Genomic DNA, 16219 nt, shown 5'->3' on the forward strand with positions numbered 1-16219 from the left:
AATAGTCTCCTTTTCGTTTTATTTTTTTGAAATGAGTGCTATATATACTTCAAATATTATTTTCTACATAATATATACATTCTATTTCAAATTATACTTAATGTAAAGAACTTATCATGTAAATAGTAAGATATAATATAAGGTATATATTTATAAATTGAAAACAAGTATTATTTCATGTAAAATAAATATCATAAACTGCTTATAATTTAGGATAATGTGAAATAGAAAAGAGGTAAACGATGAAAATAGGATTTATTGGATTTGGAAATATGGCCAAGGCGATCCTTTTAGGGATGATTTCAGATGGAATTTGTCAAAAAGAAAATGTCACGATTTCCGCTTTGCATAAAGAAACATTAGACGTTGCAAAAAATGAATTTGGAGTATCTGTAACATCTATAAATAAAGAGGTTATCGAATACTCAGATGTAATATTTTTGGCAGTAAAACCTCAGTTTTATGAAGAAATAATTTCAGAAATCAAATGTTACTCAAAAGAAAGTCAAATTTTTATTTCTTTAGCGCCTGGAAAAACAATAGAATGGTTGGAAAAAGCATTTGAGAAGGATATAAAATTAATCCGAACAATGCCAAACACTCCTGCTCTGGTTGGAGAAGGAATGACTGGAATTTGTAAGAACGACTATTTAGAGGAGGAAGAATTTCAAAAAATCCTTCCTCTTTTTAAGAGTTTTGGAAAATTTGAAATGGTTCCTGAGCCATTGATGGATGTAGTTGTCGGAATCAGCGGAAGTGCACCAGCATATGTATTTATGATGATTGAAGCTATGGCGGATGCCGCTGTTTTGGCAGGGATGAAAAGAGATGTTGCTTATCGTTTTGCATCACAGGCTATTCTGGGAAGTGCTAAGATGGTATTGGATACAAAAAAACATCCTGGAGAATTAAAAGACATGGTTTGTTCACCGGGAGGTACAACTATTAAAGCTGTTGCAACTTTGGAAAAACATTCATTTAGAAATGCTTTGATTGAAGGGATTACTTCTTGTATCAAAAAATCTAAAGAGATGTAATTTTTCGTTTTGTATTTAAATAAAAAACAACAAAATTTCACAGTACATCCAAATATTATACGTTCAAATGAAAAAGTATTAAGGAGAAGTATATGATAGAAGAACTAATAAAAAATAATCGTGCTTATCGTAGGTACTATCAAAATAAGAAAGTTTCTAGTTCAGATCTTTTGCGTTTGGTTGACATTGGTAGAATTTCATCATGTGGAAATAATATGCAAGCACTGAAATATATTGTATGTAATACAAAAGATAAGAATGATAGTTTATTTCAAAATATTAGATGGGCAGCGGCATTACCGGATTGGGATGGTCCAATTGAGGGGGAGAGACCTTCTGCATACATTGTAATACTATTAGATACAAACATACGTAAAGATCCGATGTGGGATCATGGGATTGCTGCAACAAATATCTTGCTATTAGCTACAGAATTAGGATATGGTGGTTGTATGTTTGCATCATTTGAAAAAAAGAAATTACAAGAATTATTTGATTTGGGGGAGGATATGGTTCCTTTAATGGTTATTTCTTTGGGAGTTCCTTTAGAAAAAGTCCAACTAGAAGATATGAGATCTGGAAACTACCAGTATTATCGAGATGAAGAGGATACACATCATGTTCCAAAGAGAAGTTTGAAAGAAGTTTTGATAGGAAAATACTTAGACTGAATTTTTTAATAAACATATTTTTTATAAAAGATGTTCAAAATAAAAAAATGTGTTAAAATAGAACAAATATGGCGTTTTTGGAGGTTTTTGAAATGAATAAAGTAACAGTGAAAATTGCAAATCAAGAATATACTGTTGTAGGAGAAGAATCGAAAGAATATCTTTTGAAAATTGCTTCAAGGGTAGATGATGAAATGGAAGATTTATTGTTAAATAATCCAAAATTTAATTATAGCGCTTGTGCTGTTTTGACTGCAATTAATATCACTGATGAACTTTGCAAACAAAAAGAAGAGCTGGATCAGTTGAAAGAAAAATGTAATTCCTTAGAAGAGTACAAAATTAAATTGGAAAGCTTGTTAGATCAAAAAGAAAGTTATATCCAAAATCTCAATATTCATTTAGGGGAATTGCAAGAAGATAACAGCCACGTAAAAGAAATTAAGTATGAGTTTGAAAATGCAATGAGAGAGAAAGAAGCACAATTAATGGAGGCAATTGCATTATCTAATCAATTTCAAAACAGAATGTTTCAATTGCAAATTGAAATTGAGGAGTTAAACAAAAAATTAAAATGATATACAAGAATAAAAAAGGTCAATGGCACTAACCATAGTCCTTTTTTTATCATATAGGGGAGTAAAATGAAGAAAAATATAGAAATTTTAGCACCGGCAGGTACAATGGAATCATTGTATGCTGCTATAGCAAATGGGGCAAATGCAATTTATCTAGGAGGAAAAACTTTTGGAGCAAGAGCCTATGCAGGTAATTTTAATCAAGATGAATTAAAAAAAGCAATCGCTTATGCACATGAAAGAAATGTAAAAATTTATGTAACAACTAATATTTTAGTGATGGACTCGGAAGTGGAAGATTTCTTAGAATATGTGTCTTTTCTATATCAAAATGATGTAGACGCATTGATTATACAAGATATAGGAATGGTTCATTTATTGAAAACTATTTTTCCAAATATGCCTTTACACAGTTCCACACAAATGACAATTCTGAATTCTTTAGATGCGCTATACGTACAAAAATTAGGAATTGAAAGAGTGGTATATGGTAGAGAAAACTCTGTAGAAGAATTGAAAGAAATTCAGAAAAAAACAGGAATGGAATCAGAAACTTTTGTGCATGGTGCACTGTGTATAGCCTATAGTGGCAATTGTTTATTTAGTACAATGATGACAAATCGTTCCGGTAATAGAGGTTCCTGTAGTCAAAATTGTCGTATGCAATATCGTTTGGAAAAAAATGGAAGTTGTATCGATTCAGGCTATTTATTGAGTGCAAAAGATTTAAGTACTTTAACGCAAGCAGAACAGTTAATTGAATCTGGAATTGATTCATGGAAAATTGAGGGAAGAATGAAACGACCTGAATATGTGGCTACTGTAGTTAAACACTATTCTGATTTGAAACAAAACGCAAATCGAGTTTCTTTATTAGAAAGATTTCAAAAAGAAGATGAGATTCGTCATATTTTTCAGAGGGAATATACAACAGGTTTTTTGTTAAATGATGAAAACAGAAATATCGTGAATCCTTTCATTCCCAAAAATAAGGGGATTTTTATAGGAAAAGTTTTACGGAACGATAAAGAACAAAAAAAATTAAGAATTTTGCTAGAAAAAGATATTGAAGTGGGAGATGGGCTTTCTACCGGAGAAAAAGTAGGAAGAATTTTGATTGGAAACAAAATTGTAAATTCTGCACAAAACGGACAGGAAATTGAGTTGGATTATGTAGGTAATTTGAAATTAGGAGATGAAATTTACAAAACATATTCTAAAAAAATTATGGAAAGAGCAAAAGCATCTTATCAAAAAGAAGTGTTTTCATTTCCAATTATAATGCAATTAGAACTAAAAATTGGGGAACGACCGGTTTTAAATATAGAAGATGAAGAACATCACAAGGTATCTTACACGGACTGTATGATCGTCGTAGAGGCAAAAAATAACACTGTAGATGAGGAATTTGCATATACACAACTTTCAAAACTTGGTGATACTCCATATAAATTGGAAAAACAAAATTTTTCTCTAAAATCATTTGGAAATGTATTTGTTAGCAAATCAGATTTGAATCGTTTTAGAAGAGAGGCTATTCAATTATTGTCAATAGAAAGACAAAATAGGTATCATCGTATACGGTTTGATTGGAAGAATGGATATCTTATATCAAAACAACAGCTTGATGAAGAGAATTTAAGAGGAGAAACAGAAAATAAAAGGTACCATCTTTCTTGTAAGTGTAGAACAAAAGATCAATTAGAGACAGCAAAAAAAGAAAATATATCAAGAATATATGTTGAAACTTTGGAATTGTATGATTATGCAAAATCTTGCTTTAATGAGGAGCAAATTTATTATTCTATTCCAGATGTAGTCACTGAAAAAAATTTAAACTATGTGGAGGATCTAATAAACTATACCGGGAAAAAAATTCTTACTAATTCATTAGGAATAATAGAGAAATATCAAAAATATGATATTGTTGGAGATTATTTATTGAATTTATCCAACAAATATTCGTTAAATTGTTTGAATGCAAAACAAGTTACACCTTCTTTAGAATGGATTTTTTCTCATCAAATGAAAGATATTTTATCTTTTTCAAAAAAAGATAAGGTGGAAATTCCCATTTATCTGACGCCAATGGTGATGATTATGGAGTATGATGTAACAAAAACAAACGATATATACAGTATCAATCAATATGAATTAGTATCTCAAAAAGAAGAGAGATTTCCTATTTGGAAAGATGAATTAGGAAAAACAAGAATATTTTTAAATGAACCAAGAGAATTAAAACATGATATTAAGGAGTTTTATCATTGTGGATTTAGACATTTTAGAATAGAATTTTTGAATGAAGGAGAAACTGAAGTTAGAAATATCATTCAGTCTTATAAAAATTATTTAGAGGGATAGTGGTTATGATAGAAGAAAGAACACTACGTGTGTTGGAATATTACGAAATAATAAATCAATTGAAAGAATACGCCGTTTCTACATTGGGAAAAGATAGAGTAGAGGCAATTGAAATTTCCAGTGATGTAGAAAAAGTAATGGTATGGCAAAAAGAAACAACAGAGGCACAAGGAATATTGTTGCAAAGTAGCAAAGTGCCAATCGGAGCTTTTTATCCAATGAGTGAAGCGTTAAAGAGGGCAGAATTAGGTTCTTCTATGGATATGGGACAATTACTACGTTTAGCTAGTAGCCTTCGAGCTGCAAGAAAATTGAAAGTATTTTTTGACAATAGGGAGGAGAGTCTCCTATTAAAGCGATATACCATTCAGTTGTCGGAAGATAAAGAGTTGGAACAAGATATTTTTTCTTCTATCATCTCAGAAGAAGAAATGTCCGATTCTGCCAGTGGTTCATTGAGACAACTTAGAAGAAGTATGGCCTCAATGAAGGAATCTATACGAAAAAAATTAGACTCAATAGTTACTTCCTCAGGTAAATATTTGCAGGATGGCATTGTTACAATGAGACAAGATAGATTTGTTGTTCCAGTCAAATTAGAAAATAAACACAAGGTTCCCGGAATTGTTCACGATACTTCCGCTTCAGGAGCAACTTTATTTGTTGAACCTATGGTGATTGTTGAAATGAACAACAAATTACAGAGTTTGAAAAATGAAGAACATCAAGAAATCCAAAGAATATTAAAAGAATTTAGTGATAGAGCCGCATTAATTGCTGATGAAATCAGGGTTAATGAAACTAATTTAACAGAGTTGGATTTCATTTTTGCAAAAGGAAAACTTTCTATCGGAATGAAAGCAGAGGCAGTAGAGTACAATTCAAAAATGGAAATCCGATTAAAGCAAGCGAGACATCCATTGATTGATTTCAAAAAAGTTGTGCCGTCCGATCTTTTGATAGGAAAAGGATATAAAACGTTGATGATAACCGGTCCTAATACTGGTGGAAAAACAGTTACATTAAAAACAATGGGGTTATTTGCTTTAATGTACCAAAGCGGATTGCATCTTCCTTGTGATTATGGAAGTAGTATGTGCATCTTTGAAAACATCTTTGCAGACATTGGTGATGAGCAAAGTATAGAGCAGAGTTTATCTACTTTTTCTTCTCATATGACTCATATTGTCAGTATCTTGAATTCAGCAACCAAAAATTGCTTGGTCTTGTTTGATGAATTAGGTGCAGGAACTGATCCAATTGAAGGCGCTGCATTGGCAATTTCAATTTTGGAAGAAATTAAAAGCCGTGATTGTATCTGCATTGCTACAACACATTATAGTGAGTTGAAACATTATGCGTTGACGGAAGAAGGAGTTGAAAATGCCTCAATGGAATTCAATGTTGATACGTTATCGCCAACTTATCGCTTAATGATAGGACTTCCTGGAAAGTCGAACGCATTTGAAATTTCGCAACGATTAGGTTTGCAACACCATGTGATTGAAATGGCAAAAAGTCGGATTCATACAGATAAACTTGCAATGGAAGATATGCTAAAAGAAATAGAGCAAGAAAAGAAAAAAATAGAATATGAAAGACAGGAAAGTGAAAGAATCTATCGTGAAGCTCAACTAATTGAAGAAAAAATGCAAATTCAATTAGAGAAAATAAATGATAGAAAAGAGCGAGAAATACAAGAAGGAAAAAAAGAAGCGCAACAAATTGTAAAAAAAGCAAAAGAGGAGATAGAAGAACAGATCAAGGAAGTTTATAATTTGAAACATCAACTTGAGAGAGAAGATTTAAATAAGGAGCTGGAAAAAGCAAGAAAAAAAATAAAAAATACTATGAAAGGATTAGCTTGCGAAGAAAATCTCTTATATTCAAGGGAAGATAAAGAAAAATCATTGAATCAAATTGAAAAAGGCGATAGGGTATTTGTATCTACTTTTCATCAAGAAGGTCTTGTACTGGAGTCTGATAATAGAAAAAGAGAAGCTCTTGTTCAATTAGGTGCAATGAAGATGAATTTGCCGTACGAAGTTTTACAAAAACCTAAAAAATCCAAGAAAGAAAATCAGTATACAGGTGCAGGAAAAATTCTGAAACATAAGAGTAAAAATATTAAAACAGAACTTGATTTAAGAGGTTTAGATTTGGAAACAGCTCGAATTGAATTAGAAAAATACTTAGATGATGTAGTATTATCTGGTTTGTCACAAGTTACAATTATTCATGGATTGGGAACTTTTGTCTTGAAAAAAGGTGTGGAAGATATTTTGAAACAATATGCTCCAATAAAATCCTATCGTTCAGGTAAATACGGAGAAGGAGGCCCTGGTGTTACAATTGTGCAGTTCTAATGAGGATTATTTTTAAATGATGAAATTGAGCTGAAAATATTTTTTGATTAGAAGTTGGAATAACAAAGAATTCTGATACTAAACACTATTTTTAAATATAGACAATATGATTTCAAACAGTGAGAACAAAATATATTGGTATCAATAGAGGACATTCTTGTTATAAATTTTCTCGATAATTATTATGAGAAATTAATATTAAAATTTTGACAAGAAAAAAAGATATATGTGTTTATAACTCTATTTTTGAGATTTAATTAACTATTTTAAAAATTATTTTTAAATTGAAATCAATTTAGATTTTATTTTTAATAGTGTATTGTTGTTATCACGCTAATACTTAATATAGAAGGAATAGGAGGAAGGAAAACTGCAATCTAAGATATTAAAACAAGCTGTTTTTCTTTATTGCATTCTATATACAATTTCAACCATTTTGAATAGTGTGTTGTACCTTTTCGACGAATATTATGCAGATCCCAATGGAAATTTGCATGAATTGGATAGGGCTATCGTTGTATTTATCATTGTTTTTGCATATATGTTTATTAAATATTTGAAGATGAATAATTATTGGTATAAAGTACTGGTCTTATATGTTCCAACACTTCTTTTAACTGTTTTGTATGTATGGTTAACAGGACTTAGGGAGCCTTTAGAAAGCTCTACATATAAAGATATATTTCAAAAATTATACTATGGGTTATGGGGGCTTCAATAATTGTATGTACCAAAAATTATTTTAAGTATAGAAATAAAAACATAATTTCTAAATAGAGTATTGAAAAGTAATAACGTCTTTTATTTTCAAAATTCCTTCAAAATATATAGCACTTTTAGATTTAATAGATGAATGTGCAACTAAACATATTATTAAAAAAACTACCTTATGAAAAATTTATATATTTTTATTCTGTAATTATCATAATGATAAAGTAATTTAGAAAGTTCGACAAAACATGAATATTAATTTACAATAAATTAGACTTTTATGTTCATAAAACAAGACTTACACCAAAGCATATCCATATATAACTTTTATTAGCTAAGCCTTTTTTCTTTCCTACCGGCGTCTTATAAGTGATATTGATGGTATGGATTATAATATAATAAGATGTTTTTATCATTTTTCAATACATTAGTACAACTATTTTTTATAATAGATTATTTAAATAAACTATTATAATTGATTTGTTGCGTTTTTTAAAATAAACTTACTGTACAGTATGTTATAGTTTTAAGTATGAAATTATTATTTTTAAAATAGAGTTTATGAAATAAGGAATAGGACTGATAAAATACAATGAATCAAAATATTTTACTAAAAATACAATACATTGGAACACATTATTGTGGATGGCAAAGACAGAATAACGGAGAATCTATACAAGAAGAAATAGAGACTGCGATTTATAAAGTGACTGGAAAACAGGTAAATCTAATTGGTTCCGGAAGAACGGATAGTGGAGTACATGCTTTGGGGCAAGTTGCAAATTTTGTTATTGATACAAATATTCCATCTGAAAAGATAAAATATGCCATCAATCATTATTTACCGGAAGATATTCGTATTTTAGAAAGTAAAAATATAGAGGATTCTTTTCATGCAAGATATTCTTCGAAAAAGAAAACTTATTGTTATCGTATTAATATGAATAGTATAGAAAGTCCCTTTGAAAAAAATCGTTCTTACTTTGTTGGTAAAAATTTGAATTTGCATAAAATGATAGATGAATCAAAATTTCTGATTGGAGAACATGACTTTGCCGCATTTCAAAGTGAAGGATCTTCTGTAAAAACTACTGTTAGGATTATATATTCTTTAGAAATAAATTGTGAGAACAATATAGTTGAAATTCATATCAGTGGGAACGGATTCCTGTACAATATGGTAAGAATTATCGCTGGAACACTCATTGAGATAGGAAAAGGGAAAGATTATTCTATAATTGATATCATAAGTAGTGGACAAAGAGGAAATGCCGGTCCTACAGCACCCGCTTGTGGGTTGTTTATGGAAAAAGTGGAATATGATTAAAGAACATTAATTAAAATATTAAATTATTACGATAGAAATAATAATTTGAAAAAGACAACACCTTGTATCGAAAGAATAGAGTTACGATATAAGGTGTTGTCTTTTTAAATATAAATCAGGTTTATCATCAGTATACAGGTACTATTTTGAATAAATTACTGAAATATTATTTTTATTTTTTTAATTTTTTACTGTTTTTTAGAATATTGAGAAGGAGATGATAAGAACGTTCTGTTGAAGAAATTGATAATCTTTCTCTAGGTGTATGTACATCGTACATATTAGGTCCGAAAGAGACAATATCTAAAAATGGCATTTTTTCTTTAAAAATTCCACATTCAACCCCTGCATGGAGTGCGTAGGCATGCATTTCTTTATCAAATGTTTCATGATAAGTTTCAAGAAATAGATCTTTTAAATCAGAATGTAATTGAGGTGGCCAAGCAGGATAGTCACCTGAACTTTCTAAGGTAGCACCATAATTTTTTGAAAGTATGATAAGCTTTTCTAACAACATTTCTTTTTTTGTAGTAACAGAGCTTCGAATAGAGGATTCTAATGTAATTGATTGGTCACTCGATGTCAAAACACCCAAGTTAAGAGAGGATTCTACCAAGTCTTTCACAATAAAACTCATAGATTGTACACCATTTGGAATTATCGTTAACAATTCTAATAAAGAATCTTTTGTTTTTTCACTAAATACAAAAGGACACTTATGGTCTATCGGATCTGTTATTTTTACGTGGAAATTATCTTCTATATTTAGAAATTCATTTTTAAACACATCATTCCATTTAGAGATTTCTTGTTGTAATTTTTCATAGTGATGAGAGTTAATTGCAATTAAAGCGCGTGAAGAACGAGGAATGGCATTCATTTTTGATCCTCCAGAAATTTCAAACATTTCCAACGGCATTGTTTTATAGATTTCATACAACATCCTACCAAGCATAATAATGGAATTTCCTCTGCCTCTTTGGATTTCAATTCCGGAATGACCACCTTTTAAATCACGTATACTTACTTCACAAACGATATAATCTCCGTCAATAAAGGTCCACTCTGCTGGTAAAGATATTTTTGTTCTAATACCACCGGAACAACTTGTTAGTAATTCACCTTCCTCTTCAGAATCAATATTGATAAGATATTTAGATTTTAGTGTGGATGTATCTAACTTAGTAGCGCCTACAAGTCCAGTTTCTTCTTGTACTGTAAAAACAGCTTCTAAGCTTGGATGTGCAAGATCTTTAGAATCTAAAATAGCAAGAATCATTGCTATCGCAATACCATTGTCTGCACCTAATGTAGTTTTGTTTGCTTTGATAAAATCTCCGTCCACTATCAATTCAATAGGATCAACATCAAAGTTATGTGTAGAATCTACCTCCTTTTCACAAACCATATCCATATGTCCTTGCAACATTACAGTAGCACACTCTTCATATCCTAATGTTCCAGGTTTACGAATAATCACATTATAAAACTCATCTTGTGTGTAAGAAAAATCATGTTTTTTTGCAAATTCAACTAAATAGTTACTAATAGACTCTTCATGGTTTGATTCTCTTGGAATTTTAGAGATTTCTTCAAAATAATGAAATACTCTTTTTGGTTCGAAGTTTATTATAGTCATAACAATCTCTCCTTTGGTATCATTTTTTATTATTTTGCAGTATTTTTATTAAATATTCTTGAATCATATTTTCCATTTTATTATTTTTGGGATGATAGTATACTGCATCTTTTAACGTGTCTGGTAAATATTGTTGTTTTACATAAGAATATTCGAAATCATGTGAATACTGGTAACCGATTCCTCTTTTCAGATGCTCAGCACCGGAATAATGACTGTCTTTTAGATGTAAAGGAATATCATAAGTTGAAACAGTTTTCAAATCAGAAATAGCAGAATCGATTGCAACAATACTGGAATTTGATTTTGGTGAAGTCGCCAATAAAATAGTAGCTTGAGCTAAAGGGAGTCTAGCTTCTGGAAGACCTAGGTAAAATGCGCTGTCAATACAACTTTTTACAATAGAAATTGCTTGAGGATATGCCATACCAATATCTTCTGACGCCATGACCAGCAATCTTCTTGAAGGGGAAATGATATCACCACTTTCCAAAAGTCGTGCTAAATAATGTAATGCAGCATTTACGTCACTTCCTCGAACAGATTTTTGTAAAGCACTCAGTAAATCATAGTGTTCATCAGAATTTTTATCATAAAGCAAAGCTTTTGATGTAGCAACTGTTTCCATAAGTTCTTTTGTGATAATAAGTTCATTATTTTCACTATACAGTTGTACCATTGTTCCAAGTGTATTTAATCCTTTTCTTAAGTCTCCGGAAGAAAATACAACAAGCATGTTAATGATAGATTCCTCATATTGAATACGATATCCATTATTTTTTAAATTATTAAGAGCATTTTGAATACCATGTCTAATTGCCTTATCATCTAACGAAAAAAACTCAATAACAGTACAACGACTCAATAACGACTTATAAATTTGGTGGTATGGATTTTCTGTAGTACTGGCAATAAGGGTTATTTGTCCTTTTTCAATGTATTCTAATAAAAGCTGTTGTTGTTTTTTATTAAAATTTTGAATTTCGTCAATATAAATTAAAATTCCGTTTATTCCAGAAAATGTATTGATATTCTCAGCGATATCTCGTATATCTTGTGTCTTTGAATAAGTTGCATTTAATTTGTAATAAGATAGGTTACTGTTTTTTGACAAGATTTCTGCAACTGTAGTTTTTCCCGTTCCGGGTGGACCGTAAAAAATTAAATTTATCATTTGTTTATGATCAATTAATCGGTTAATTAATTTATTTTTTCCAATAATGTGATTTTGTCCTACTACTTGTTCTATAGATTGGGGACGAACTATTTCTGCAAATGGTGTATTCATAACAAACCTTTCTATACATGGGATATAAAAAAAGAATTGAGATAAGTATAACATTATTATAGTAAGATATTATGGTTAAGTCTATATTGAGATTTATTCACTTTTAATGTTAATTTCATTGCTCAAAATATTCTTTGAAAGTTTTATATAACTTAAAAAGAGCTTAGTACAAAAGTATATAAGCTCTTCCAATCATGTGAATTAATTAATGCCGTGTTTTTTTAATTCTTCTAAAAGTTTATCATTTAATACTTTGATATGGGTTCCTTTCATACCTAATGAACGCGATTCAATAACACCTGCACTTTCAAATTTTCTTAGTGCATTCACAATAACAGAACGAGTAATACCGGCACGATCTGCAACTTTGCTTGCAACCAATAAACCTTCTGAACCGTTCAGTTCATTAAAGATATGGATTACAGCTTCTAATTCTGAATATGAAAGTGTTCCTATTGCCATCTGAACGACCGCTTCGTTTCTCATTTCTTCTTGAATCTCTTCACTTTTAGATCTCAATATTTCCATCCCTACAACAGTAGCACTGTACTCAGCTAAAATCAAGTCATCATCACTAAACTCTTTGTCGTAACGAGATAGAATCAGAGTACCTAACCGATCTCCACCACCTATAATAGGAACAATAGTAGCATATTTATTATAACTACCGATATCACCTTTAAACACAGATAGTAATGATTCTTTAGTTAAATTAGCAATCGTTTCTGATGCCTTATTCACATTGTCAATATAATCCTGTGGAAGCTTTTCTTCTCCGGAACTTTCATCAAGAATGATAGAGCTATCAGCTTCATGAGTAAAAGAAGATCCCAATACTTTTCCTTTGGAACTTAGAATGTAAATATTGGAACTTAAAACTTCATTTAAGGTATCGCTCAATACAGAAAAAGACACAGGTTTATTGCCTGAACTCTGTAAGAATTTATTGATTGTTCTTGTCTTTTGTAGCAAAATACTTGACATAAATAAATCACCTCATAGATATATAATTTTAAGAAAAGAATAAAATTTTTCGAAATACATGTAAACTATAAAAATTCAAAACTATAGTAACATGTTTCAAAAGAATATTCAATATTATTTGACAATTATAAAATATAATTTAGATAAAACTTAAAATAATAAACTCAAATTGTGACAAAAACTACCCCTTAATCTCTTCTTTATAAGAGCACGTTTTAGACGAACATACAATTTGTGTGCCTTTTTTAGTTGTTTTTTCAACTAAATTCTCCAGACATACTGGACATTTTTTTCCTGTAGGACGATTCCAAGAAACAAAATTACAACTTGGGAAGTTACTACATCCATAAAAAATTCGTCCTTTTTTACTGCGTCGAATAATTACTTCCCCATCTTCACAATTAGGACAATGTGTTCCAATCTTTTCAAGATAAGGTTTTGTTCCGGTACATTCTGGATAATTTTTACAGGCTATAAACTTTCCGAATCTTCCATACTTGACTACCATTACATCATTACATACAGGACATTTTTCATCGGTTTTCTCTTGTAAAAGAACTTTTTCTAAATTCTCTTCAGCAACCGAAACATCCTCTATGAGTGGAGTGTAGATTTTTTCTACCACTGACTTCCAAGGTATATTTCCTTCTTCTACAGAGTCAAGTTGTTTTTCCATTTCAGCAGTAAAATCGACATCTACAATATTTTGGAAGTTTTCTTTCATGATGGAGGTTACAATTTCGCCTAGTTCAGTAGGTACAAGAAAGTTCTTTTCCTTTTTCACATATTCTCGTTGTAAAATGGTAGAAATTGTAGGGGAGTAGGTACTTGGTCTACCAATACCTAATTCTTCTAGTATTTTAATTAATGTTGCTTCAGTATATCTTGCAGGTGGCTGTGTAAAGTGTTGTTTATCTGTAAGTTTATTTACTTTGTAACATTGTTTTTCAACAAAATTAGGAATTTCTTGTTCCTCTGCCTTAGAATAAGAATACACTTTTAAAAATCCATCGAATACTAGTGTACTTCCTGAAACTTTGAATTGGTACTCATCAATAGAACCGGATACAGTATCCGTGTGAAAGATTGCTGAACTCATAGAAGCTGCAACAAATCTTTCCCAAATAAGTTTATACAATTTATACTGATCTGCTGTAAGAGAATCCTTGATAGATTCCGGTGTTCGATAAATAGATGTAGGTCGAATACATTCATGAGCGTCTTGAACAGAAGAATTTTTTTTCTTCGGAGAAGTATATTTTTGATAATATTTTTTTCCGAATGTTTCTTCAATATAGTTCTTTGAAGTAGTAAGTGCTTCTTCTGAAATACGTTGAGAATCTGTACGGATATATGTGATTAATCCAACACTACCTTCTCCTTTGACATTTACACCTTCATAAAGCTGTTGAGCAGCACTCATAGTTCGTTTACTGCTAAAAGAAATTTTATTTCCTGCTTCCTGTTGTAATAAACTCGTTGTAAATGGTTTGGGAGCAGAACGTTTTTTTTCTTTGGACTCAATTCTATCGATCCGCATATCTTTTTTGTGTAAATCATTTAATACTAACTTTGTTTCATCTTCTGAATGTAGATCAATTTTTTTATTGTTTTTTTCAGTTAGTTTAAATACTGCCTTTTTTTTATCTTCTCCTGTTACCGTAGCATCAATAGTCCAGTATTCTTCAGGTTTAAAAGCTCGGATTTCTTCTTCTCTTTCTACAATTAATCTAGTACTAACACTTTGTACTCTTCCTGCACTTAGTCCTTTTCGGACCTTTATCCATAGAATAGGACTTATCTTGTATCCCACCAATCTATCAATGATACGACGAGCTTGTTGTGCATCTACCAAGTCTAAATCAATTTTTCGTGGAGATTTAATTGCTTTTTTGATTGCATCTTTTGTAATTTCATTAAAAGTGATACGATTATTATCGTTAATATCTAAACCCAATAAATATGCCAAATGCCATGAAATTGCTTCTCCTTCTCGATCTTGGTCAGTTGCAAGATAGACAACATCTGCTTTTTTTGCTTCTTTTTTCAAATCCTTAACAATATCACCTTTTCCACGAATGGTAATATACTGAGGTTCAAAGTTTTTTTCCACGTCAACACCGAGTTTGCTTTTTGGTAAATCACGAATATGGCCAACAGAGGCTTTTACTGTATAATTTTTCTTTCCTAAAAATTTTTCAATTGTTTTTGCTTTTGCAGGAGATTCTACAATTACTAAATTTTTTGCCATATAAAATCCCTTTCTCTATTTTAATCGTAACGTATATCATATTCCATGATACAAAAAAATTTTTTATCTTCTTTTCAATTGTGTATTATATACGAAAAAGTTATTTTTGCAATAGTGCAATTTATTTGTAAATTAATTACAACCGAATTAAAGTCTTCTTTTTTTCAAAAAATACACTTTTTCAAAATGTTTGTTTATAAATCAAATTAATTGAAATATCAGTGCAAATAAAAATTTACAACATAAGACGATTATAGAAATAAAGATATAAATTTTTTTATTTATTCATAATTTATTAAAATCATATTAAAGTTAAACTATATAAATTATTTCCCATTTCAAGAACAACTCCTTTTATTTCCAAGATAGAAAGGAGAGAAGAAACTTCTTTTATCTGAAGTCTAAGTTCATATGCAATTTCATCTATATATATTGGAGACTTTTTTTCTAATAATGATACGATCTTCTGTTCTGATTCAGATAAATTCCATTCCTTTGATGAATTAGAACATAACATATCAATATTAGGAAATTCCTCAAGAATATCTTCAAGACAAGTAACAAGTTTCGCTCCGTTTTTTATCAATTGATTTGTACCGTTGCTATTTGAGGAATTGATGTTTCCGGGAACAGAAAATATAGTTTTTCCAAGTTCCAGTGCAAATTCAACCGTTGTCATCGTTCCGCTTTTAAAGTTTGCTTCTACTACAATAAGTCCTGAGCAAATTGCAGAAATAATGCGATTTCTTGCAACGAATTTGTAAGGTAGGGTAGATTCACGGTGATGATATTCAGATAAAATCAACCCTCCGTTATCAAGTATTCTGTGGTATAAAGATAGATTTGCTTTTGGATAAATAGATTTTTCGTTAAGTGACGAACCTAATACAGCAATTGTTTTTCCGCCGTAGTTCACAGTTGATTTTTGGGATATTCCGTCTATTCCATGTGCCATTCCGCTGACTGTTATGATTCCGTTTTCTGCCAATATTTTGCCAAAGAA

The 16219-nt window shown here is 30.4% G+C and carries 12 protein-coding genes; 7 read left to right on the plus strand and 5 right to left on the minus strand.

The window, feature by feature from the left end:
- The first annotated feature begins 242 nt into the window (after positions 1 to 242).
- From proC to truA, 7 genes are all read left to right on the plus strand, one after another.
- On the plus strand, positions 243 to 1037 hold the full coding sequence (proC, locus tag ACO5GE_RS06035) for a pyrroline-5-carboxylate reductase (protein ID WP_484830022.1): 795 nt from the start codon (positions 243 to 245) through the stop codon (positions 1035 to 1037).
- A gap of 92 nt (positions 1038 to 1129) precedes the next feature.
- Positions 1130 to 1708 (plus strand): nitroreductase family protein, encoded by a 579-nt coding sequence (locus tag ACO5GE_RS06040; RefSeq protein ID WP_484830023.1) that lies wholly within the window; start codon positions 1130 to 1132, stop codon positions 1706 to 1708.
- Between the two features lie 92 nt (positions 1709 to 1800).
- Positions 1801 to 2286 carry a cell division protein ZapA gene (locus ACO5GE_RS06045; RefSeq protein ID WP_484830024.1) on the plus strand — a complete coding sequence of 162 codons (486 nt, stop codon included), beginning with the start codon at positions 1801 to 1803 and terminating at the stop codon, positions 2284 to 2286.
- A 66-nt stretch (positions 2287 to 2352) separates the two neighbouring features.
- A complete protein-coding gene (locus ACO5GE_RS06050; RefSeq protein ID WP_484830025.1) occupies positions 2353 to 4650 on the plus strand; it encodes a peptidase U32 family protein in 2298 nt (765 codons plus the stop codon).
- Positions 4651 to 4655: 5 nt separating this feature from the next.
- Positions 4656 to 7016, plus strand: coding sequence for an endonuclease MutS2 (locus ACO5GE_RS06055; protein ID WP_484830026.1), 2361 nt, complete (start codon positions 4656 to 4658; stop codon positions 7014 to 7016).
- Positions 7017 to 7398: 382 nt separating this feature from the next.
- A complete protein-coding gene (locus tag ACO5GE_RS06060; RefSeq protein WP_484830033.1) occupies positions 7399 to 7737 on the plus strand; it encodes a DUF6608 family protein in 339 nt (112 codons plus the stop codon).
- 582 nt (positions 7738 to 8319) lie between these two features.
- Positions 8320 to 9054: a tRNA pseudouridine(38-40) synthase TruA gene (truA, locus tag ACO5GE_RS06065; RefSeq protein WP_484830027.1), complete on the plus strand. Its 735-nt coding sequence runs from the start codon at positions 8320 to 8322 to the stop codon at positions 9052 to 9054.
- Positions 9055 to 9226: 172 nt separating this feature from the next.
- On the opposite strand, the gene ACO5GE_RS06070 is transcribed toward truA, so the two are convergent.
- From ACO5GE_RS06070 to ACO5GE_RS06090, 5 genes are all read right to left on the minus strand, one after another.
- Positions 9227 to 10693 (minus strand): aminoacyl-histidine dipeptidase, encoded by a 1467-nt coding sequence (locus tag ACO5GE_RS06070; protein ID WP_484830028.1) that lies wholly within the window; start codon positions 10691 to 10693, stop codon positions 9227 to 9229.
- Positions 10694 to 10712: 19 nt separating this feature from the next.
- Positions 10713 to 11981 (minus strand): replication-associated recombination protein A, encoded by a 1269-nt coding sequence (locus tag ACO5GE_RS06075; protein ID WP_484830029.1) that lies wholly within the window; start codon positions 11979 to 11981, stop codon positions 10713 to 10715.
- A gap of 201 nt (positions 11982 to 12182) precedes the next feature.
- Positions 12183 to 12965, minus strand: a complete 783-nt coding sequence (gene codY / locus ACO5GE_RS06080; RefSeq protein WP_484830030.1) for a GTP-sensing pleiotropic transcriptional regulator CodY — start codon at positions 12963 to 12965, stop codon at positions 12183 to 12185.
- A 181-nt stretch (positions 12966 to 13146) separates the two neighbouring features.
- A complete protein-coding gene (topA, locus tag ACO5GE_RS06085) occupies positions 13147 to 15216 on the minus strand; it encodes a type I DNA topoisomerase (RefSeq protein ID WP_484830031.1) in 2070 nt (689 codons plus the stop codon).
- A gap of 301 nt (positions 15217 to 15517) precedes the next feature.
- The coding region (locus ACO5GE_RS06090) for a DNA-processing protein DprA (protein ID WP_484830032.1) at positions 15518 to 16219 on the minus strand (702 nt) is incomplete at its 5' end.

Source organism: Filifactor sp. (assembly GCF_057248345.1).

Bases quoted from the DNA above. Each gene is read 5' to 3' on its own strand.
- proC (WP_484830022.1), top strand. From the start codon at position 243: ATGAAAATAGGATTTATTGGATTTGGAAATATGGCCAAGGCGATCCTT.
- ACO5GE_RS06040 (WP_484830023.1), top strand. From the start codon at position 1,130: ATGATAGAAGAACTAATAAAAAATAATCGTGCTTATCGTAGGTACTAT.
- ACO5GE_RS06045 (WP_484830024.1), top strand. From the start codon at position 1,801: ATGAATAAAGTAACAGTGAAAATTGCAAATCAAGAATATACTGTTGTA.
- ACO5GE_RS06050 (WP_484830025.1), top strand. From the start codon at position 2,353: ATGAAGAAAAATATAGAAATTTTAGCACCGGCAGGTACAATGGAATCA.
- ACO5GE_RS06055 (WP_484830026.1), top strand. From the start codon at position 4,656: ATGATAGAAGAAAGAACACTACGTGTGTTGGAATATTACGAAATAATA.
- truA (WP_484830027.1), top strand. From the start codon at position 8,320: ATGAATCAAAATATTTTACTAAAAATACAATACATTGGAACACATTAT.
- ACO5GE_RS06070 (WP_484830028.1), bottom strand. From the start codon at position 10,693: ATGACTATAATAAACTTCGAACCAAAAAGAGTATTTCATTATTTTGAA.
- ACO5GE_RS06075 (WP_484830029.1), bottom strand. From the start codon at position 11,981: ATGAATACACCATTTGCAGAAATAGTTCGTCCCCAATCTATAGAACAA.
- codY (WP_484830030.1), bottom strand. From the start codon at position 12,965: ATGTCAAGTATTTTGCTACAAAAGACAAGAACAATCAATAAATTCTTA.
- topA (WP_484830031.1), bottom strand. From the start codon at position 15,216: ATGGCAAAAAATTTAGTAATTGTAGAATCTCCTGCAAAAGCAAAAACA.